The sequence below is a fragment of the Coraliomargarita parva genome (assembly GCF_027257905.1).
GTDB classification, from domain to species: domain Bacteria; phylum Verrucomicrobiota; class Verrucomicrobiia; order Opitutales; family Coraliomargaritaceae; genus Coraliomargarita_A; species Coraliomargarita_A parva.
Genome location: NZ_JAPZEI010000005.1, coordinates 139,511 through 159,332, shown reverse-complemented (window position 1 = coordinate 159,332; position 19,822 = coordinate 139,511). Strand labels below are relative to the sequence as shown.

Sequence of the window (19,822 nt, the reverse complement as noted above, 5' to 3'; positions counted from 1 at the left end):
CCCATGCCTGAACTCATCGTCGAACCCATCGTGGGGCACGCAATCCTGGACCACTGCGAGGCGCTGGCCGAACTTCGCATCCGCGTCTTCCGGGAGTGGCCCTATCTCTACGATGGATCCCCCGAGTATGAGCGTGATTACCTGGAGAACTACTCCCGCTCGGCCCACGGCATCATCGTCATCGCACGTGAGGGCAGGAAGGTGGTCGGCGTTTCGACCGGACTTCCTCTTTGCGAAGCCAATGCGGAGTTTCAAGTCGCCTTTCAGGGCACCGATTACGCAATCGGGGAGATCTATTATTTCGGGGAGTCCGTCCTCCTGCCGGAATACCGGGGACGGGGCCTCGGCCATGCGTTTTTCGAGCACCGTGAAGCAAAAGCACGGGCCTATGGCGCGTGCTATGCCGCCTTCTGCGCCGTCCAACGGGAGTATAATGACCCCCGTCGACCTGAAGATTACCGCCCACTGGATCCATTTTGGACACGAAAATGCTTCAAGCACGAACCCCATATCCGTGCGTCTTTAAGCTGGAGAGAAATCGATCAGAGTGTAGACTCCCTGAATTCTCTAAGCTTTTGGATCAAAAAACTTTAACTATGCAATACCGTCACTTCCATATGATCCTGCTCGTCCTGCTGGGCGGCTTTCTGGCTGGCTGCGCAACCAGCTCCAGTACACGGATCAGCAAGAACGAGGCCTTGTTCAATACCTACACCCCCGAGGAACGGAAACTGATCCGCCTCGGTGAGGTCGCAGTGGGCTTCGACCAAGAACAGGTACGTATGGCATTGGGTGCCCCCAGCCGGGAAAGCACCGTTGAAACCGCGGAGGGCAAACAAATCGTCTGGGAATACCGCCGCCCCAAACCCAACCTCGGCCTCGGCCTTGGGATCGGAGGCGGCACCAGAGGTGTCGGTCTGGGGGGTGGAGTCGGCATCGGCGCCAACACCAACAGCAGCAATTTGCAAAAACGCATCATCTTTGACCGCAACACCGGCACGGTCAGCAAAGTGGAGAGCTACGACTGATCCATGACCAAATCCTTGCGATACCCCCTCGAAGTCCTGAAACAACGCCTCAGCTGGGAAGATCTGGATACGGATTATCTGCGTCAAATCATCGGCCTGGCGAAGGTCGAGGATCTGGCCGGCGCCGGCCTCGAAGCCAAACCCGGGCGGATCGGCGACGTGACCACCGCACTCATGCCGGACGAACAGGCCGGACAGGCGCAGCTGGTCGCACGTGAGCCGCTGGTGATCTGCGGGCTGGGGCTGGTGCCGCTGGTGCTGGAAGCCTATGGCGAAGGCTGCGGTTTTGAAGCCGCGACCCCCGACGGCAAGGACATTGAAACCGGCGAAGTCATCGGCACGCTGAGCGGTCCCGCCACCGTCCTGCTGCAAGCCGAACGGATTCTGCTCAACCTGCTGCAGCACCTTTCCGGCATTGCGACCGAGACCCGCATCTATGTCGACGCGCTGGCCGACAGTGAAACGGCCCTGCTGGATACCCGCAAAACCCTGCCCGGCTACCGCCTGCTCCAGAAGTATGCCTTTGCCTGCGGCGGCGGCTACAACCACCGGATCGGACTGTTCGACCGGGTCATGCTCAAGGACAACCATCTGGCCGTGGCCGGTGCGACCGGGGGCAACCGCCTGACCGAGACCGTGGCGCTGGCCCGGGAGCGCTACGACGACCTCGCCATCGAGGTGGAAGTCGACACGCTCGATCAAATCCCTCCGGTGTTGGAAGCCGGTGCGGACATCATCCTGCTGGATAATTTTTCCATCGAAGAAATCAAAGAAGCTGTCGCCTTGATCGGCGACCGCGCCTGTACTGAAGCCAGCGGCGGCATCACGCTGAACACCATGCATCGCCTGAGCGAGCTGGGCCTCGACTTCATATCAACCGGCGCCCCCATTCACCAAAGCCGATGGAAAGATATCGGACTGGACTGGCAATGAATACAATCGATACCGAATACCGTCTCGAATCCAGCAGTGAGGACGAATACGTCATCCTCAAGGAACTGCTGGATGCCGGCGAAAGCTTTGTCTCCGGAAGTTTGCTCTCCGAACTGCTTGGCGTCTCCCGCCCGGCGATCTGGGGCAAACTGGAAAAGCTGAAATCGAAAGGCTTTGACTTTGAAGCCGTGCGCAACCGCGGCTACCGCCTGATCGAAGTACCGGACGTGCTGCACCCCGCCCTCCTGCGCTACCATCAGGCCAAGCTGGGCAGCACCATCGGCGCGCTCTACTTCCCCGTCATCGACAGCACGAACAACGAAGCCGAACGCCAGTATTCCCACCGTCGCAAGGGCCCCTTTGCCGTGGTTTCAAGCTGCCAGACCCAGGGGCGAGGCCGCTTGGGCCGTAACTGGCATAGCGCTTCAGCGGAGAATCTCTATCTCTCCGTCCTCTTTGAGCCGAATATTCCGCCCCAGCAACTGCAGCATTTCACACTCTGGGCCGGCATCCATATCTGCCGCAAACTCCAATCCTTCGTACCGGGCGCTGATTTGCGCATCAAATGGCCCAACGACCTGTTTTGTGAAGGCCGCAAGTTCGCGGGCATGCTGACCGAGGCACGGATGGATGCAGACCGGATCAACACCATCATTTTCGGCATCGGCATCAATCTGAACAGCAATCCGATGCAGTATCCTGAGGAAATACGGCGCACGGCAACCAGTCTGCATGCCGTGCACGGTAAGGCGCTGGACCTGAACGCTGTGGCTGCCGCCGTGCTCTATTCCGTGGAAAAAGCCTACAACAACTGCATCAAGGGCGAGACCAAGGAAGCCCTGTCCCAAGCTTGGGGCCCCCTCAGCGCACTGGACGGGAAGACGGTGACTGCCATCATGGGAGACCGCGAGATCACGGGAACCGCATCCGGCATCGACGAAAGCGGCGCCCTTCTCTTGCAACTGCCCGATGGTTCCACCCAAGCGGTGAGGGCCGGCGACGTCACGCTCAAGAAATAAGCCGTATTCGCCCGAATGAATAACGGATAGCTGCACCTACAGCATTGCCATGAAACTCATCTGTATCGACGTCGGCAATACGAGCATCCACTATGGTTTGGTCGAAAGTCAGTCCGTCAACCATACCGGCCACTTCCCGACAAGCGGGCTGAAGGACGGCGTCAGTCCGGAACTGGCAGAACTCCTGCAGCCACTCGCTGTCGAAGCCGAAGGCATTTCCTTCTGCTCGGTTGTCCCCGACATCAACTCAAACCTCGTCGCCAGCCTTGCAGGGCTCGGACTCAGCGTCTTTCACCTTACACATGCAAGTTGTGAAGGCCTCGCCCTGGTCTACCCGAAACCTTCCGAGATCGGACAGGATCGGATCGCCAACGCCATCGCCGCACAGGCTTTTCACGGTGTGCCCGCGATCGTCATCGACATGGGCACCGCCGTCACTTTCGACATCGTTTCCAGCAAGGGTTACGAAGGCGGGATCATTGCACCCGGCCTGCAGGTCATGACCCGCTATTTGCACGAACAGACCGCCCTGCTGCCGGAACTCAAGGCGGACGACCTCATCGAGGTCGAAGGCGCAATCGGCAAATCCACCGTGCACGCCATGAAGCTCGGAGTCGCCGTCGGCTTCTCCGGCATGATCGATGCCCTCCTGCAACGCGTCACCAACGAGCTGCAATCGAGGGGTGAAGCCGCACCCGTCGTCCTTTCCACCGGCGGCAGTATCGCGAATCTGACCAAGGACTGGGCCGCCAAAAGCAGGTTCGTGCAGAACCTTACCCTCATGGGACTGGCGGTGGCCTTCCAGCGGAATGAAACCGCTTAGGCGGACAGCGCCTTAAGGATCTCCACGAATTCACGGGCCACCTTGTTCGAGCTCCCACGCTGACGAAGCACGAGGAAACGCCAAACCGCCCACGCATCCTCCAGATGCACCAGCCGGATGCCCTGAGGCAGGGTCGAACTGAAATACTCGGGGATGACCGCGACCGCGTCACTGCCTGCCACAATGGTGAAAACCTCGTCGATCGAGGTCCCTTGCGCGATATACCTGGGCTTGAATCCGGCCTTGCGGCACAGCGTATCCGTCCAACGGTTACGCCCCGGCACCATGTCATCGGCCGCTCCGACAAACAGGTCCTCCGCGAAGGCGGAAAGCGAAACCGAGGTCTGCTTGGCAGAAGGGTGCTCTTCCGACACAGCCACGCAAACGCCCAGCTCCGCGATGACGGTCGAATAAAATTCATCCCCGATGGATTCCCCTTCCTGGCCGATCAAGGCGATGTCCAGATTGCCGGAGCGCATACCACGCATTTGCTCGGCCGGAGTCAGGTCCAGAAGGACCGTTCGCAAGTTTGGGTATGCATCCCGCAACTTGGTTAATGCGGGCGTCAGGTAGCGGTTGGCCGCCGATCCCAGGTAACCGATGCGCAGGATGTCGTGTTGCCCACGGGCCAACAACTGGATCTCCGACCATGCATCGTCGTAATCCTGGATCACCGGCCGCATCCGCTCCACCAACTGGTGCCCTAAATCCGTCAGCCGGATCCCCCAGGGTCCACGTTCGAACAAGGTCTGCCCCACCTCATGCTCGAGGGCCTGCATCTGCCGCGAAAGCGCCGGCTGGGAGAGTCTCAAGCGCCGCGCGGCCTTGTTCAGACTGCCTTCCTCGCTGACCACAAGAAATGCACGCAGCTGTTCGATCATGCGCCTGTTATGCAGAATGCGCATAACAGTGTCAAGCAATGGGCATTATCCAAACCGGAGGTGCCGGGGTAAATTAGAGGTCGTTCAAATAAACCACTACCAATCAAGCAATCACTAGAATTATGAATACAACCATCGAATCCAATGCACCACTGGCAGCCGCCGCTGCCAATGAATCCTCCAGCAGCTCGAAGAAGCTGCTTTCCATCCTCGCCGGTACTTCCATCCGGAATGCCAACCTGGCCGACCTCGGCCTTCGCCTCGGTCTCGCCACCGTCCTCTTCCCGCACGGCGCCCAAAAGCTCCTCGGCTGGTTCGGCGGCTACGGTTTCTCGGGCACCATGGGCTTCCTCACCGGAACCATGAACCTGCCCTGGATCGTCGCCTTCTCCGTCATCCTGGTGGAATTCTTTGCGCCGGTCCTGCTGGTCCTCGGCTTGTTCACCCGGACGGCCGCCATCGCCATCGGTGCGGTCATGACCGGAGCCATGCTCATGGTCCACGCCCAGAACGGGTTCTTCATGAACTGGTTCGGCAATCAAGCCGGTGAAGGAATCGAATACTTCCTTCTCATCCTCGGACTCGTTGCGGGAATCGCCATCAACGGTGCCGGCAAATGGGCGCTCGATGCCAAACTTTTCAGCGCCAAGAGCTGAATCCAACCAAGATAAAAATCACTCAAACACAGGAGGCCACATGACTCGCCGAGAATTCTGGCAGGGACTGGCCGCAGGCTTCGCCATGATGCAACCACTACACTCCAGCCAAGGGACCGATCGTCACAGCCATCGCGCGCCGTCAGCCGCCCTCATCCAACGGGTCACCCTGCGCACGCGCCAACTCGAAACGCTTGTCGACTTCTATACGCAAGCACTCGGCTTGAAAGCGACGAACGACCTGGTCCGGCCCAATGTCGTGCACTTATCCAATGCATCGCACCAGATTTTGGTGACACTGGTCGAAGATCTGCAGGCGGTCCCGCACTCGCCTCGTTTTCCCGGATTGTTTCATGTGGCCTTTCTGTTTGAGCAGGTCGCCGAATGGAAAGCTGTCGTCAGCCGTGCCATCCATCAAGGCGCACGCTACTATGGCGTCTCCAATCACGAAGTGAGCTGGGCCGCCTATTTTTCCGACCCGGAAGGAAACGGCATCGAACTCTACTGGGACCGCCCCAAGGAGCTCTGGCCATGGGAAGGCGACCAGGTACGCATGGTGACCGAATACCTGCCCTTTCACCCGGAAGAACCGCAGCAGGCCCAACCGCTCTCAACCATGGAGATCGGCCATGTGCACCTGCAGCTTGTGGACATCCGCCAAGCGGGCGACTACCTGGAACAGCTCGACCTGCGCGTCACCCAGGCCAGTTACCCGGGCGCGGTGTTCATGGCCCGCGGCAACTACCACCACCATATCGCGATCAACCAATGGAATACCCATCCCGGCATTGCACGCCCCGAGAATAGCACCGGCTTGATCGAGGTCGGCTACCTGCCGGCCCTCATGAAAGCCAGCAGCTGGACCGATACCGCCGGTGTGCGCTTCTGCCCGGCACCCAACATCTAATCAATATGGACAAGACATTCAACGACCGCGCCCAGGGTGCCTTCGTCGGCGCACTGATCGGCGACGCCCTGGGACTCGGACCACACTGGTATTACGATCTGGACGAACTTCACCGGGACTACGGTACCTGGATTGACCACTATACCGCCCCAAAGCCTGAGCGCTACCACGGCGAGATGAAAGCCGGGGACCTGTCACAGGCCGGCTACATTCTACGCCTGACAGCCGACTCCGTCATCGACTCCGGCGGCTACGACGCCGACGACTTTTGCCGCCGTATGGACGAGGATCTCTTCGCCCAGCTGGATGGCACTCCGGCCAATGGACCGGGCGGCTATACCAGTCAGTCCATTCGCGAAGCATGGCGTCGCCGCGTCGAACAGGGACGCCCCTGGGGAGAGACCGCAGGTCATGCCGATACAACCGAAGCCATTGAGCGAACCCTTGCCATTGCAATTCGCTATGCCACATCGCCGTCCGAGTTGGCCAAGCATGTCGCCGCCAATGCCAGCCTGACACAAGCCGACGATACCGTGCTCTCCATGACGGTTGCCTTCAACGCCGTTCTTGGGATTCTCCTCGAAGGCCACCGGCTCGATCCGGAAATCTCCGACAAGTTGATGGCCCGGGTCAAATCCGGTGAGTTGCCCTTTCATGCGGTGACAGGTGAAAACCTGTCGCCCCCGCGCCCGGGCGATCCCGATCCGCCACGCGCGGGCCGCTTCGCCTCGCCCGATGCCTTGCTCAGCCCATCCTATATGGCCGAGGCGGCTCGCGATCCGAACATTCGAATCGAACCGGCCTGGAAAGTCTCACTCGTCTACGGCATGCCCTGCGCGATTTATCATCAACTGCCCGCCGCTTACTATTTGGCCGCACGCTTTGAAAACGATTTCGAGCAAGCCGTGCTGCATGCGGTCAACGGTGGTGGACAAAACCAAGCCCGCGCGATCCTAACCGGCGCACTGGTGGGTGCCACGGTTGGCCTGAGCGGTATCCCGCAACGATTCATCGAAGGGCTCAACCAGAAGGACGCCATTCTGAAACAAGCCCGCAAGCTGGCCGAAGCCGCCAGCACGGAACCGTTGCCTTCATAACCTGATCCACAACTGCCGCTTCGCAGCTCATCCGCTTTCTCTCGGTCAAAAAAAAACGCGACTCCGTGACGGGGTCGCGTTTCGGAAATTTGATTTGAGTTCCGGCTTAGTAGCGGCGGCCTTTGGCCAGCTTCTGGGCGATCAGGAACTGCACGTTCTTCTCGAGACGCTCGAGCTGGTCGTGGTCGATGCCTTCAGCTTCCGCTTCGCGCAGCGCGGCTTCCGCACGCGACTGGGCCGACTCGACTTCGGAAAGATCGATATCCTTCACGTCGATGGCGGCTTCGGTCAGCACGGAGATCGTATTGCCGAGGACCTTGGCAAAGCCCCCGTCGACCGCGATGTAGTCCGTGGCTCCGTCCTTGAGCACTTTCACCTCACCGGCGACCAGTTTCGTGACCAAGGGCACGTGACTGGTCAGAATGCCGGTTTCTCCGGATTCAGTCGGCAGAACAACCTGATCGGCCGTGGTCTCCAGGACCTTCGCGTCGGGAGTGATGATTTCGAGAGTGAGCATGACTTATCGTTTAGAATTCAGGGGACAGGCGTCAGAATTCTATTTATCGCCACCATAGGCCTGGTCGATCGAGCCCTTCATGTAGAGGTCGTTTTCAGCCAGCTCGTCGCACTCGCCTTCAAGGATCATCTTGAAGCCCTTGATCGTATCCGCAATGGACACGTATTGGCCGGCGATACCGGTGAAGACTTCGGCCACGTGGAACGGCTGCGAGAGGAACTTCTGCACCTTACGGGCACGGTAAACGACTTGCTTGTCCTCGGGGGAAAGTTCGTCGAGACCGAGAATCGCGATGATGTCCTGGAGGTCCTTGTAGCGCTGAAGCACGTTCTGCACGCCGCGGGCCACCTTGTAGTGCTCCTCGCCGACGATCGCCGGGTCGAGTGCGTTGGAGATGGAGGCGAGCGGATCCACAGCCGGGTAGATACCAAGCTCAGCGATGGAACGCTCCAACACGATGGTGGAGTCCAAGTGGGCGAAGGTGTTGGCCGGCGCAGGGTCGGTCAAGTCGTCGGCCGGGACGTACACCGCCTGGAAGGAGGTAATGGAGCCCTTCTTGGTGGAAGTAATACGCTCCTGCAGGTTACCCATTTCAGCGGCCAGGGTCGGTTGGTAACCCACCGCGGAGGGCGAGCGGCCCAACAGAGCGGACACCTCGGCGCCGGCTTGGGAGAAACGGAAAATATTGTCGACGAAGAGCAGCACGTCCTGGTTCTTCTCATCACGGAAGTATTCCGCCATGGTCAGGCCGGACAAGGCCACACGCATACGGGCACCGGGGGGCTCGTTCATTTGACCGTAGACCAGGGCCACCTTGGAGTTGGCGATGTTTTCCTGGTCGATCACGCCCGCATCGGACATTTCGTGGTAAAGGTCATTGCCTTCACGGGAACGCTCACCCACACCGGCGAAAACGGAGTAACCACCGTGGGCCTTGGCGATGTTGTTGATCAGCTCCATGATGACCACGGTCTTGCCCACACCGGCACCACCGAAGGCACCGACTTTACCCCCCTTGGTGAAGGGGCAGATCAGGTCGATCACCTTGATCCCGGTTTCGAGAATTTCGGCTTCGGTCGCCTGGTCGATCAGGGCCGGCGCACCGCGGTGGATGCCGCGACGCTCTTCAGTGGCGACCGGACCCTTTTCGTCCACCGTGTCACCGGTCACATTGAAAATACGGCCGAGAACCGCCTCACCCACCGGAACCGAAATTGCAGAGCCTGTGGCGCGAACCGGCATGCCGCGGACCAAACCGTCGGTAGTGGTCATGGCCACGGCGCGGACCAGGCCGCTGCCCAGGTGCTGTTGCACTTCCAGTGTCAGGGTCTTGGCTTCGCCGTTGACCGTGTAATCCACCTGGATCGCTTCGAGAATGTCCGGCATTTGCTCTTCCGGGAAGACGACGTCAACGACCGCGCCGATGACTTGGACGATTTTACCTGATGCACTCATGATATTGTAAAGTGGGAAAGTTTGAAGGTAGTAAGGTGAGAAGGTTTAGTTTGCTGCGGAGGCGGCGGCAATTTCGAGAATTTCCTGGGTAATCGCGGCCTGACGCGCCTTGTTGTAGTCGAGGGTCAGGTCGTCCACCAGGTTGGAGGCGTTGTCGGTCGCGGCCTTCATCGCCACCATGCGGGCGGAATATTCGGCCGCACGACTTTCCAAGAGGAGTTGATGGATGATGACTTTGACGTAAAGATCGGGCAGCTCGGCCAAGACGGCTTCAGCAGAGGGCTCAAAAGCCATCTCACGCTTGTCGCTGCGGGCGGCCAGAATGTCGGACTCACCGGGCACGCGCTTGTTGATCTGCTCCAGCACCTCGCGCAGGTCGATGATCGGAAGCAGGGACTGGATGACCGGCTCCTGTACCAGCACGTTGACAAAACTCGGATAGGCGACCTCGATGGTGTCGATCTCGCCCTGGAGGTAGGCATCGATCAACAACTTGAGCATCGGACGGATTTCGCTGAAGGCAGCCTTGTCGGAAACCGTGAAGTCGGCCACCAGGTCGCGCTTTGTGCGGGAGACGAACTGGCTGGCCTTACGACCCACCGTCACGAACTTGGCGGAACCCTTGACCTCATCGGCCACCTTGCGGAACAGATTGGTGTTGAGCGGCCCGCACAAGCCCTTGTCCGTCGAAAGGATCAGTATCCCGCGGGTCTTGACCTCGCGCTTCTCGAAGAAGGGATGATTGAGCGCCGCACCCGACAGTTCCAACTTTTCGCCGACGGTGTCCAAAAGGTCGGCCAGCAGCAGGGCATAGGGGCGACCGGCCACGGCGGCGTCCTGGGCGCGCTTCATCTTGGAAGAGGAAACGAGCTGCATCGCACGCGTGATCTGCCGGGTGTTCTTGACCGACTTGATTCGGCGGCGGATATCGCGGAGGTTTGCCATTTACTAAGAGCTGGAAGTTAGAAGATAGGAGTGAGTGCTTAGGCGCTGAAACCGGCTTTCCACTCTTCGAGCAAGCTCTTGAGTTCGCCTTCGATCTCTTCGGTCAGTGCTTTCTGGGAAAGGATCTTGTCCATGGTCTTGCTGCCGCGGGTCTCGAGGAACTCACGGAGGCTAAGTGTCGCGGTCACGACTTGCTTGGCGTCGATCGCGTCAAAGAAGCCGTTTTGCACCGACCAGATCAGGGAGGTTTGCACCTCCACACGAATCGGATTGAAAGCGGTTTGCTTGAAGAGTTCCACCACACGGGCACCGCGGTCGAGCTGTGCCTTGGTCTTGGCGTCCAGGTCGGAACCGAACTGAGCGAAGGCGGCGAGCTCGCGGAACTGGGCGAGCTGCAGCTTCACCTTGCCGGCCACCTTCTTGATCGCCTTGATCTGAGCGGCGGAACCCACACGGGACACCGACAGACCGACCGAAATCGCGGGACGGATCCCCTGGTTGAAGAGGTCGGTTTCGAGGAAGACCTGGCCGTCGGTGATCGAGATCACGTTGGTCGGAATGTAAGCGGACACGTCACCGGCCTGGGTTTCAATGATCGGCAGTGCGGTCAGCGAACCGTTACCGTTGTTCTCGTTCACACGGGCAGAACGCTCGAGGAGGCGGGAATGCAGGTAGAAAACGTCACCCGGATAGGCTTCACGACCGGAGGGGCGCTTCAGAACGAGGGAGATTTGACGATAAGCCACCGCTTGCTTGGAAAGGTCGTCATACACGATGAGCGCATCCATGCCGTTGAACATGAAGTACTCACCCATGGAGGCACCGGCGAAGGGAGCGATGTACTGGTTGGCCGGATTGTCGGCGGCCGGAGCGCTCACGATGATGGTGTATTCCATCGCACCGGCCTTCTCAAGGACGTTGATGGTACGGGCGATGTTGGAATTCTTTTGGCCCACCGCGACGTAGATGGAGTAAACCGGACGGAAACCTTCCTCGAAGCTGCCGTCTTCCTTGCGGTGCTGATTGTTGATGTTGGCCTGGTTGATGATCGTATCGATCGCAATCGTGGTCTTGCCGGTCGAACGGTCACCAATGATCAGCTCACGCTGGCCACGGCCGATCGGAATCATCGAGTCGATCGCCATGATGCCGGTTTGCAGCGGCTGGTCGACCGACTTGCGCGGGATGATGCCGGGAGCGATACGGTCGACCGGATAAATTTCATCGGAGTTGATCGGACCCTTGCCGTCGATCGGACGGCCAATGGCGTCCACCACACGGCCGAGCAGGCCCATGCCGACGGGAACGGAGAGCAGCTTGCCGGTCGTGGTCGCTTCGTCGCCTTCCTTCAGCTTGGAGTAGTCACCCAGGATCACACAGCCGACCTCGTCTTCTTCCAGGTTGAGGGCCAGGCCGAAGACGCCGTCGCCGAAATCGATCATTTCGTTGTACATGACACCGGACAAGCCTTCGAGCTTGGCGACACCGTCCGCGATGGTGACGATCTTACCGGTGTTGGACTTGACGGCACCCGATTCAAACTGGGCGATTTCCTTTTCGATCTGTTCGACTATTGAGCTCATTGTAAAAGAAGAGAGAGAAGTTAGAAGGTAGAAGGGCTTAGTGGACGGCTTCGGCCAGGCGCTTGAGACGGCCGGCAACCGAGGAATCATAGACATCGTCACCGACACGGACACGGACACCTGCGATGAGGGAGGCATCGGTCGTGGTCACCGCGCTGATGGGACGATTGTAAAGCTTGGAGAAATTGGATTCGATGGCCTTGAGCGCATCCGGGCTGAGTGCGCCGGGTGTCGCGACTACCGCGGTCTGGAGTGCCAGCTCGCGTTGGATATAGCGTAGGTAGGTCTTGAGAATACCGAGATAGTTGCGGGGCTGGACCTGCTTCAGGCCTGCCAGCACATCCGTCACCCGTTCTTCCGTCACCACACCGGCGTCATCCTTGGAAAGCTGGACCAGCTTCTTGGCAAAGTCGGTGATTTTCTTGTCGCGTTTCATCGGGTCGTTCGGGACTTCTTATTGAGCGGAGCCGGCCAGTTCCTTGGCCGCGGCGTCGGAGTAGGTGGTCTTTTCGGAATCGCTCAACTCACGGCTGAGCACCTTGGAGGAAGTCGCCACGACGAGACGGGCCACTTCCTGACGGACATCGGAAAGCATCTTCTGGCGTTCGAGTTCGGTGGCTTCACCGGCCTTGCGGATCATCGCCTCGGCTTGAGCCGCGGCTTCCTGGGTCTTTTGCTCGATCAACTCCTTGGACTGGGCACGGGCCTCGCTGAGAATGCGCTGTGCCTCCTGGGCGGCCTCCTTGACCTTTTCGGCGCGCTCGCGCTCGGCTTCGGCCAACTGGGTCTTCATTTCCTCGGCATACTGCAGGCCGTCGGCGATCTTTTGCTGACGCTCGTCCAGGGTGGCTGCGATCGGCTTGACCGCAAACTTGTAGAGGACGAAGGCGACCAGGCAGAAATTGACCATCTGGGCAATCAGGGTCGGCACTTCCACACCGAACTTTTCGGTGATCATGGTCAACTTGCTGCCCTCTTCCTGCATGACCTCTTCAGCATGCTCCAGTTCACCGGCAACGGAGTGCTCGACTTCATGTACGGCATCCGTGACCGCGCTGTGGTCATCGGCAGCCATGACTGCGAAAGGCAGTGAAAGTGTAAAAAGCAGAGTGGTGAGTAGGGCCTTCATGGATGGTCGGATCGGCAGATTTTTTGAAAGTGCCGGCGGCCACGCGGACCGCCGGCAAAGATTTCAACGGGTCTTAGCCAAGGAAAATGGCGAAGAACACGATGGCTTCGGCGAAAGCCATGGCGATAATGGATTGAACCAGCACCTTGGTCGCGGCTTCCGGGTTGCGGCCTACGGATTCGCAAGCCTTGAGGCCGATGAGGCCGATGCCGACCGGCACTGCAAGAGCAGCGGCAGCCACGTGGATCTTACCGGTGATTTCAGCAAGGATATCAAACATGATCTTTATAGGTTGATTTGAGTTTAGTGGGTTTCGGTGCCGTCCACGGTTTGCTACATGGTCCCGGTCACGGAAAGGATTGAAGATTAATGGGCGTGGTCTTCGTCGTGATTGGTCATGAGGCCGATATAGATGGCCACGAGCAGGGTGAAAATCAGGGCCTGGACGACACCGACGAGGACTTCGTAGAAATAGAAAGGAATCGGAATCAGGTACGGCGCCAGTCCGGTCATGCTGGTCAGCAGGTTCTCGCCCCCGAAGACGTTACCGTACAAACGGAAGGAGAGTGAAACCGGACGGAAGCAGATAGACACGATCTCGATCACACCTACCAGTAGGAAAATCGGCATCAGCATCAGGTAGATCGCTTTTGGTGTCTCCTTCTTGTCCGCCTTGTTCCCGAACAGCTCCCAGATAAAGAATTTCGGTCCGGCCACCTTCAAGCTGATGAATAACCAAGCAATCATTGCGACCATCGCCATCCCGAAGGTGGAGTTCAGGTCGGAATTCGCCGGACGCATCCAATAGGTCAAGTGCCCGTGTTCCACAAAACCGAACACACCCACACCCGGAATCAATCCGCTCCAGTTATGGATCAGGATATAAATAAAGAGACCGATCAACAGAGGGAAGGCCATGGGAAAGGCCTTTTTGCCGACGATCGGTTCCAGAAGACCACGCAGCCCGTCGACCAGGCTTTCAATCACTGCCTGCCCCTTGTTCGGAATCAACTTCGGCTTACCCACCCACAGGCGTACCGCCAAGATAAACACCAGGGAAATCACCCAGGTGGTCAGAATGGCATTGGTCACGGGAAGCCCGAAAATCTCGGTCAGTTCGTAAGGAGACGGGCTCACGCCATCCCCCGCAGCTAGCGCTGCGGAACTGGTCCCTATTAGTATGAGTAATATTGGTAGTAGGCGGTTCACGAAGAACAGGTGAGTAGGCATTTTCGACACGGAGCAGGAACGAAAAAGGCACCTAGATGGAGACAGGGCTGGAGAGCGTCAACACTGGATTTGCCGTCTTAACGGCTACATAAGCCCATCTAATTAAAATCATTAACAAGATTGCAAAAACTTCAGTACTTGCCAGTTAGCTCAGTCTTTGCCTGATTTAACGTATGCCAGAGATGACCAACCTAACCGACCGGATCGCCCAACTGCGGGATCAAAAATCCCGTTCGGCCGTATTGGGTGGTCCGGAAAAAAAGTCCCCGCCCCCGCCTCCGGCTGAGACTTCCCGGAAGCTTCCCGAGCGTCGCATGGCCTCGGACTCCTTCATGCTTTTTAGCTACACCCTGCTGGGCGTCGCGATCACCTGCCAGTTTCTGCTCATCGTCTGGCTGGATCTCGTTTAACTCAAGTCCCTGCCCATTAGCGACTTCCTAACGAAGGAAGGTCATTCAGAGGGACTGGATCGTGTGCGCGATGGCGTTCAGGCTGTCCCGCCGCACCCAGTAGATCATGTCCCGGCACATCTTCTTGTTGGTAATCAGCCCGGCTTGGCGCAGCACCCTTAAATGGTGCGAGGTCGCCGGCTGAGACAGGCCGATGCGTTCCGCGATCGTCGAAACATTACAGGCAGTCGCACAGGTCGGCTCATCCGGAAGAATCTTCAAGATCTGCAAACGCACCGGATCTCCGAGCGCCCAGAGCTGCTTCGCCCGCTCGTCTAAATTTAAATCCTGATTTGTTTCGGTTGCTGCCATTGACTTATTTACGTATATGAATACGTCAAATAGCTCCTCAATCAAGCGGGAATCACAACAGACGTACAAAACACACGCGAACCCTCTCATTTATGTATCCTTCCGACGCCCTAGATAACTGGCAATCCGGTCAAGGCCTCTGGTCTCATGTGCCGGCTACAGACTGGAACGACTGGAAATGGCAGCTGAAGAACCGCATTACCAAGCTGGAGCAGTTGGAGCAGTATCTGGAACTGAGTCCCGAGGAGAAAGCCGGTTGCCTGTTTGCCAACAAGAAGCTGGCGATGGCGATCACGCCCTATTTCTTCAACCTGATCGACCGCGAGGACCCGAACGACCCGGTCCGCCGTCAAGTCATCCCCCGCGCGGGCGAGATGCACACCGCTTCGGAAGAGCTGCTGGACCCGGTCGGCGAGGAAAACACCAAGCCGGTGGAGGGCATCGTGCACCGCTACCCGGACCGCGTGCTCTTTCTCGTGACCGACCGTTGCGCCTCCTACTGCCGCTACTGCACGCGCAGCCGACTGGTGTCCAACGCCCAGGACTACAATTTCCATCCTGAATTTGAAAGCGGCCTTGAATATATCCGGAACACACCGGAGATCCGCGACGTCCTGCTCAGCGGCGGCGACCCGTTGCTCCTCTCTGACAAGAAACTGGATTATCTGTTGGGCGAGCTTCGGAAGATCCCCCATGTCGAATTCATCCGGATCGGCTCCCGCATTCCAGTCTTCCTCCCCCAGCGCATTACTCCGGAACTCTGTGAAATCTTCAAGAAGCACGGTCCGATCTGGCTGAGCATCCACGTCAACCACCCGAACGAGTGCACACAGACCTTGCGGGATGCCTGTGAGCGCCTGTCCTACGCCGGTGTGCCGATCGGCAACCAGTCCGTCCTGCTCAAAGGAGTGAACAACAATGCCGAGGTCATGAAGTCGCTCATCCACCGCCTGCTGATGATGCGGGTACGTCCCTACTACCTGTATCAGTGCGACCTGATCACCGGTAGCGCCCACCTGCGCACGGACCCCCGGGAAGGCATCGAAATCATCCGTTCGCTCCGTGGCCATACCACCGGTTATGCGATTCCGCAGTTTGTCATCGACGCACCCGGCGGTGGAGGCAAGGTCCCGATCAATCCGGACTACGTGAAGGAAGTCACGAAAGATGCCATCATCATGCGCAACTTCAGTGGGGAGGAGTACAGCTATCCGATTGTCGCCGGGAAGGATGCCAAGCCGGACCCGAAGGCACCCAAACTCGAGCCGATTTTGGCATAAGGCCTGCAGATGGGTAAGCCCGACACGGGATTTGACTCATCTGCAAAATTCATCATAGGTCCGATATGCGCACGCCCTTCTATCTGCTGGTCCTGGCGACCCTCTGCTCGCTCGCCGCAGGAGCTGGCAAGCAACTTGCCGAAACCAAGCAACTCCCTGAATGGGATGAACTTGCCTTCAATATTGAAGACTCGAAAAGCCGTGTCGGGATCGCACCGATTTACCTTTCCGTCAGTCGTCTGACGCCAGAATCCGGCAACCTGGTCGGCACCTACTCGATCGAGGTTCCGATCATGAATTCCAAAAATGATTTCGGAAAGATTGTCCTGCCGCTGGATGTCACCGTGGCAGAACTGGGCAAAAATGGCGGGGTCTTGCGCGGCAATGCCTACAGCGAGAAAAAGGACAAGCCCCCCAACAAGATCGTCTGCCGTATCCTTCCGCACAACAACCAGCAGATCCTGCTCGCAATTACGACGGCAGACCGGACGCTCAACTTCGAGTCGCGCTATACCATCATCAAGTTGGCCAAGGACAGCTGAGGCTTACACCACGACCGGGACACGGCTCGTGATCTCCTCGACGACACCCCGCTCAATCTGTAGTTCTCCCAGGTCCACGGGAAGGTCTTTATCCGCCAGGCCTTGCCGATCTGAATCCCGAGGTACCCCGACTCGCTCCCCCGCGTGATACCCGTCAAGTTCTGCCCCACGGCCCAGGCGATACGAGCTAATTGTATTCTAGCTACGGATACGACGAACCTGTCCTACCATGTGTGGAATTACCGGTTTCCCTCGTACTCAAGGATGCCACCCTCAATCACAGTCTCTGCTTGCAAATCCCGCACAGTCAGCACCTTGCCTAAGCCTGAAACGAAATAGCATCCGGAAGCAAAACATGACATTCAAGCAAACGTTCTTAACGGAAGTATTTTCAACTTGTTTAATAACCAATTCAAAATTATGACATTTATTCATGATTGGATGGTTACGATCTTGCGGTCCGTCTAAATATTTCCGCTTACTTTTTTCGATCTGCATTGCGTTTCTTTTCAAGGCAAATGCATCGGCCGAACCATTTCGGACCATGACCAATAATGATGGTCGGACTATCACTGCAAAGGTCGTTGATTATAAGCCCGGAGAGTCCGTCGATATTGAACTCGAGAATGGAACCTTCTACCAGGATGTCGCCTTAACACATTTCAGTGAGGCAGACTGCAAGTATTTCAAATCGTGGCATCAAGCGCGGGAAGCGGCCAAAAAGGATGCTCCGTTAATGCCGGACTCCAAAATAAAGGCCTTCGTCAAAAGCTCCAGGGATGACGATTTCAATAAATCGGGAGACCCTGACGATCGGGAGGTGGTATATGAACCAGCTATAACTTTCGATAACGAAGAAGTTGAACTATCTTTTCAAAAAGTGCGCGGCACATTGGTCTTTATCGGCGAAAGTGTCATAAAGAATCGAGAAATGCACATCCTTTACCGCGAAAACTTTACCATCGATCTGCCTGCCGGCAGCCGTAGCTACTGGAATGGCACTCCGTTCACAAACACATACGACGCAAATCCCTCAAACGGTTCTGCATTTGGAGCCAAATACGAAGGCTACCTACTGGTATTACGAGACCAGGAGGGAAAGGTCCGAGTGATCAAGGCATCCAAGTCAAAATGGGAAAAAGCGTACAAGTTGATCCTCAATGCCGAGAAGAGAAAAGGCTATTCAAGTGATTTTGAGGACAGTTTTACACCGGCCACCATCTTCTAGGCCTGCAATCAGAGGATGGACCCTCCGACCGATTCCATCCTTCACGAGTATCCCAACCTTTACATCCTGCACTTTCGCGTTAGCGTGCCCATTTATGAAACGCACGTCCTCCCTCTTTGGCCTGTGCCTGGGCATCTTTGCTCTGGCTTTCACCGGCTGCCAGACGGCTGCCCCGACTCAAGTGGATCGCGGCTACACGGCCCCAAGCACACCCACCAAAACGACAATCTGGACTGCAGCCAAGCCGTCCACGCCCAAAGTGGCCACAGCCGTATCCGCCAAGCCCAGTAGCAGCAATGTCATTTTCCGGAACAACCAGATCAAGGTCACCAAGTCCGTGCTGCAGGCAGGTCAGGTCGGCGGTGAGGTGAAATACCGCATTCAAATCGATGCTCTTGAGGATGTCGGCACAGTCCGTGTGACCGAAACGATGCCGACCGGCATTCAATTCACTTCGGCAGACCCGGTCGCCTCGCTCACCGGCAATTCCGTCAGGTGGACCTTCCCATCCATGAAGAAAGGGCAGAGCCAGAATATCGACGTCACTGTCAAGCCGACCACGGAAGGCGACCACAACATCTGCTCCACCATCAGTGTGGACAACGAGTTCTGCCTCGATTTCTTCGCCGGCCAGCCGAAACTCGCCGTCACCAAGAAAGGCCCGGCCAGCATCGAGCTGGGCGAAATCGCCACTTGGACCGTCACTGTCACTAACAACGGTTCCGCCGAAGCCACCAATGTCGTCGTCACGGATACGCTGCCGGATGCCTTTGAAGCCACCACCAGCCTGCGTCAGGAAATCGGAAATCTGTCACCCGGCGAGACCAAGACCGTGGAATACAGCGCCAAGGCGGTCAAACAGGGCGAGTTCCGCAACCGTGCCGTGGCCACCTACGACGGCAGCGGTCCGGATGGCAATGGTGCCGCCGGGTCCAGCCCGGAAGCCGGCTCCCCGATCTCGGTTGTCCAGTCCGGCATCCGTGTGCGTAAGTCGGGACCGGAAGAAGCCTATGTCTTCAAGCCTGAGAAATTTGAAATCACCATTGAAAACACCGGTGATACCGACCTGAAGAACGTCCGCATCACCGACCTGCTGCCCAAGGGCGCCTCCGTCTCCGATCCGGGCCGCGGCCGCGTCAGCAACGGTGCCATCGGCTGGATGATCCCGACCCTTCCGGCCGGAGCCAGCCAGCTCATCACCACGGAAGTCGCCGCCACCCAGAAGGGTGAGTTCACCAACACCGTCAAGGTGCTGACCGCGAATGGCCTCGAAGCTTCGGATACCGTCACCACCAACTGGCTAGCGGTTCCCGGGGTCACCATCTCGATCACCGACAGCAAGGACCCGATCCGGGTGAAGGAATCCACGACTTACACGATCCGCGTCCGTAACCAAGGCGACTTCGAGCCAGTCAGCGGCACCGTAACGGTCAAGTTTACCGACACGATCAAGCCGACCGCCGTAGCCGGCGACGCCCAGGGCGTGATCAACGGCCAGACCGTCACCTTCCCGCGCACCACGCTGGAACCGGGCAAGGATATCAACCTGTCCATTACCGCCGAAGGAGCCAATATCGGGCCCGGCCGCGCCGTCCTGAACTTCAGCGCCGACTTCCTCGCCGATCCGGTCATCAGCGAAGAAGCAACCAACGTCTACTAATGGAGGGACGCGCGCCGTCGCGTCCGCTTCAGGTCAAATTTCAGCCGTCCGGGAAACCGGGCGGCTTTTTTGTGCGGTCTAGACATATTCGAAAGGTAGCGCAGGCGTGTCCTCACGCCGCAAGATGGTTCTTGACCGTATACCCCTG

23 protein-coding genes are annotated in these 19,822 nt (G+C 58.0%); 13 read left to right on the top strand and 10 right to left on the bottom strand.

What is annotated here, in order from left to right:
• Nucleotides 1-3 precede the first annotated feature (3 nt).
• The 5 genes from O2597_RS09020 to O2597_RS09000 are packed head-to-tail and all read left to right on the top strand — an operon-like array spanning nucleotide 4 to nucleotide 3,803.
• Nucleotides 4-594, top strand: coding sequence for a GNAT family N-acetyltransferase (locus O2597_RS09020; RefSeq protein ID WP_269524124.1), 591 nt, complete (start codon nucleotides 4-6; stop codon nucleotides 592-594).
• Between the two features lie 2 nt (nucleotides 595-596).
• Nucleotides 597-1,028, top strand: coding sequence for a hypothetical protein (locus O2597_RS09015; protein WP_269524122.1), 432 nt, complete (start codon nucleotides 597-599; stop codon nucleotides 1,026-1,028).
• A gap of 3 nt (nucleotides 1,029-1,031) precedes the next feature.
• Nucleotides 1,032-1,961, top strand: coding sequence for a carboxylating nicotinate-nucleotide diphosphorylase (gene nadC / locus O2597_RS09010; protein ID WP_269524120.1), 930 nt, complete (start codon nucleotides 1,032-1,034; stop codon nucleotides 1,959-1,961).
• Nucleotides 1,958-2,980, top strand: coding sequence for a biotin--[acetyl-CoA-carboxylase] ligase (locus O2597_RS09005; protein WP_269524118.1), 1,023 nt, complete (start codon nucleotides 1,958-1,960; stop codon nucleotides 2,978-2,980). Before nadC ends, O2597_RS09005 begins: the two co-directional genes overlap by 4 nt.
• Before the next feature lie 49 nt (nucleotides 2,981-3,029).
• Nucleotides 3,030-3,803, top strand: a complete 774-nt coding sequence (locus tag O2597_RS09000; protein WP_269524116.1) for a type III pantothenate kinase — start codon at nucleotides 3,030-3,032, stop codon at nucleotides 3,801-3,803.
• Here the strand turns inward: O2597_RS09000 and O2597_RS08995 are convergent.
• Entirely contained in the window at nucleotides 3,800-4,708 is a 909-nt protein-coding gene (locus tag O2597_RS08995) for a LysR family transcriptional regulator (RefSeq protein ID WP_269524114.1), read from the bottom strand. The two genes, O2597_RS09000 and O2597_RS08995, sit on opposite strands and share 4 nt — an antisense overlap.
• A gap of 98 nt (nucleotides 4,709-4,806) precedes the next feature.
• Between O2597_RS08995 and O2597_RS08990 the strand changes: the two genes are divergently transcribed.
• The 3 genes from O2597_RS08990 to O2597_RS08980 are packed head-to-tail and all read left to right on the top strand — an operon-like array spanning nucleotide 4,807 to nucleotide 7,344.
• On the top strand, nucleotides 4,807-5,340 hold the full coding sequence (locus tag O2597_RS08990) for a DoxX family protein (RefSeq protein ID WP_269524112.1): 534 nt from the start codon (nucleotides 4,807-4,809) through the stop codon (nucleotides 5,338-5,340).
• Nucleotides 5,341-5,380: 40 nt separating this feature from the next.
• Nucleotides 5,381-6,247, top strand: a complete 867-nt coding sequence (locus tag O2597_RS08985) for a VOC family protein (RefSeq protein ID WP_269524110.1) — start codon at nucleotides 5,381-5,383, stop codon at nucleotides 6,245-6,247.
• A gap of 5 nt (nucleotides 6,248-6,252) precedes the next feature.
• Nucleotides 6,253-7,344 (top strand): ADP-ribosylglycohydrolase family protein, encoded by a 1,092-nt coding sequence (locus O2597_RS08980; RefSeq protein ID WP_269524108.1) that lies wholly within the window; start codon nucleotides 6,253-6,255, stop codon nucleotides 7,342-7,344.
• A gap of 106 nt (nucleotides 7,345-7,450) precedes the next feature.
• Here O2597_RS08980 and atpC read toward each other — a convergent pair whose 3' ends face one another.
• The 8 genes from atpC to O2597_RS08940 form a co-directional block, all read right to left on the bottom strand.
• Complete coding sequence (gene atpC / locus O2597_RS08975; protein ID WP_269524106.1) at nucleotides 7,451-7,861, bottom strand: ATP synthase F1 subunit epsilon; 411 nt, start codon at nucleotides 7,859-7,861, stop codon at nucleotides 7,451-7,453.
• Between the two features lie 39 nt (nucleotides 7,862-7,900).
• Nucleotides 7,901-9,316, bottom strand: coding sequence for a F0F1 ATP synthase subunit beta (gene atpD, locus O2597_RS08970; RefSeq protein WP_269524104.1), 1,416 nt, complete (start codon nucleotides 9,314-9,316; stop codon nucleotides 7,901-7,903).
• A gap of 45 nt (nucleotides 9,317-9,361) precedes the next feature.
• Complete coding sequence (gene atpG / locus O2597_RS08965; protein ID WP_269524102.1) at nucleotides 9,362-10,261, bottom strand: ATP synthase F1 subunit gamma; 900 nt, start codon at nucleotides 10,259-10,261, stop codon at nucleotides 9,362-9,364.
• Between the two features lie 38 nt (nucleotides 10,262-10,299).
• Nucleotides 10,300-11,844, bottom strand: a complete 1,545-nt coding sequence (gene atpA, locus O2597_RS08960; RefSeq protein ID WP_269524100.1) for a F0F1 ATP synthase subunit alpha — start codon at nucleotides 11,842-11,844, stop codon at nucleotides 10,300-10,302.
• Nucleotides 11,845-11,881: 37 nt separating this feature from the next.
• Nucleotides 11,882-12,280, bottom strand: a complete 399-nt coding sequence (locus O2597_RS08955; protein WP_269524098.1) for a F0F1 ATP synthase subunit delta — start codon at nucleotides 12,278-12,280, stop codon at nucleotides 11,882-11,884.
• 18 nt (nucleotides 12,281-12,298) lie between these two features.
• Nucleotides 12,299-12,973 (bottom strand): F0F1 ATP synthase subunit B, encoded by a 675-nt coding sequence (gene atpF, locus O2597_RS08950; RefSeq protein WP_269524096.1) that lies wholly within the window; start codon nucleotides 12,971-12,973, stop codon nucleotides 12,299-12,301.
• Nucleotides 12,974-13,046: 73 nt separating this feature from the next.
• Nucleotides 13,047-13,253, bottom strand: a complete 207-nt coding sequence (locus tag O2597_RS08945) for an ATP synthase F0 subunit C (RefSeq protein ID WP_269524094.1) — start codon at nucleotides 13,251-13,253, stop codon at nucleotides 13,047-13,049.
• An 86-nt stretch (nucleotides 13,254-13,339) separates the two neighbouring features.
• Nucleotides 13,340-14,203 carry a F0F1 ATP synthase subunit A gene (locus tag O2597_RS08940; protein ID WP_269524092.1) on the bottom strand — a complete coding sequence of 288 codons (864 nt, stop codon included), beginning with the start codon at nucleotides 14,201-14,203 and terminating at the stop codon, nucleotides 13,340-13,342.
• A 182-nt stretch (nucleotides 14,204-14,385) separates the two neighbouring features.
• On the opposite strand from O2597_RS08940, the gene O2597_RS08935 reads away from it, so the two are divergent.
• Nucleotides 14,386-14,613 (top strand): hypothetical protein, encoded by a 228-nt coding sequence (locus tag O2597_RS08935; RefSeq protein ID WP_269524090.1) that lies wholly within the window; start codon nucleotides 14,386-14,388, stop codon nucleotides 14,611-14,613.
• A gap of 45 nt (nucleotides 14,614-14,658) precedes the next feature.
• On the opposite strand, the gene O2597_RS08930 is transcribed toward O2597_RS08935, so the two are convergent.
• Nucleotides 14,659-14,964: an ArsR/SmtB family transcription factor gene (locus O2597_RS08930; RefSeq protein ID WP_269524089.1), complete on the bottom strand. Its 306-nt coding sequence runs from the start codon at nucleotides 14,962-14,964 to the stop codon at nucleotides 14,659-14,661.
• A 92-nt stretch (nucleotides 14,965-15,056) separates the two neighbouring features.
• Between O2597_RS08930 and O2597_RS08925 the strand changes: the two genes are divergently transcribed.
• The 4 genes from O2597_RS08925 (at nucleotide 15,057) to O2597_RS08910 (ending at nucleotide 19,674) form a co-directional block, all read left to right on the top strand.
• Nucleotides 15,057-16,244 carry a KamA family radical SAM protein gene (locus O2597_RS08925; RefSeq protein WP_269524088.1) on the top strand — a complete coding sequence of 396 codons (1,188 nt, stop codon included), beginning with the start codon at nucleotides 15,057-15,059 and terminating at the stop codon, nucleotides 16,242-16,244.
• Between the two features lie 65 nt (nucleotides 16,245-16,309).
• On the top strand, nucleotides 16,310-16,786 hold the full coding sequence (locus tag O2597_RS08920) for a hypothetical protein (RefSeq protein WP_269524087.1): 477 nt from the start codon (nucleotides 16,310-16,312) through the stop codon (nucleotides 16,784-16,786).
• A 544-nt stretch (nucleotides 16,787-17,330) separates the two neighbouring features.
• Complete coding sequence (locus O2597_RS08915) at nucleotides 17,331-18,014, top strand: hypothetical protein (RefSeq protein ID WP_269524086.1); 684 nt, start codon at nucleotides 17,331-17,333, stop codon at nucleotides 18,012-18,014.
• Between the two features lie 94 nt (nucleotides 18,015-18,108).
• Nucleotides 18,109-19,674: a DUF11 domain-containing protein gene (locus O2597_RS08910; protein ID WP_269524085.1), complete on the top strand. Its 1,566-nt coding sequence runs from the start codon at nucleotides 18,109-18,111 to the stop codon at nucleotides 19,672-19,674.
• Nucleotides 19,675-19,822 lie beyond the last annotated feature (148 nt).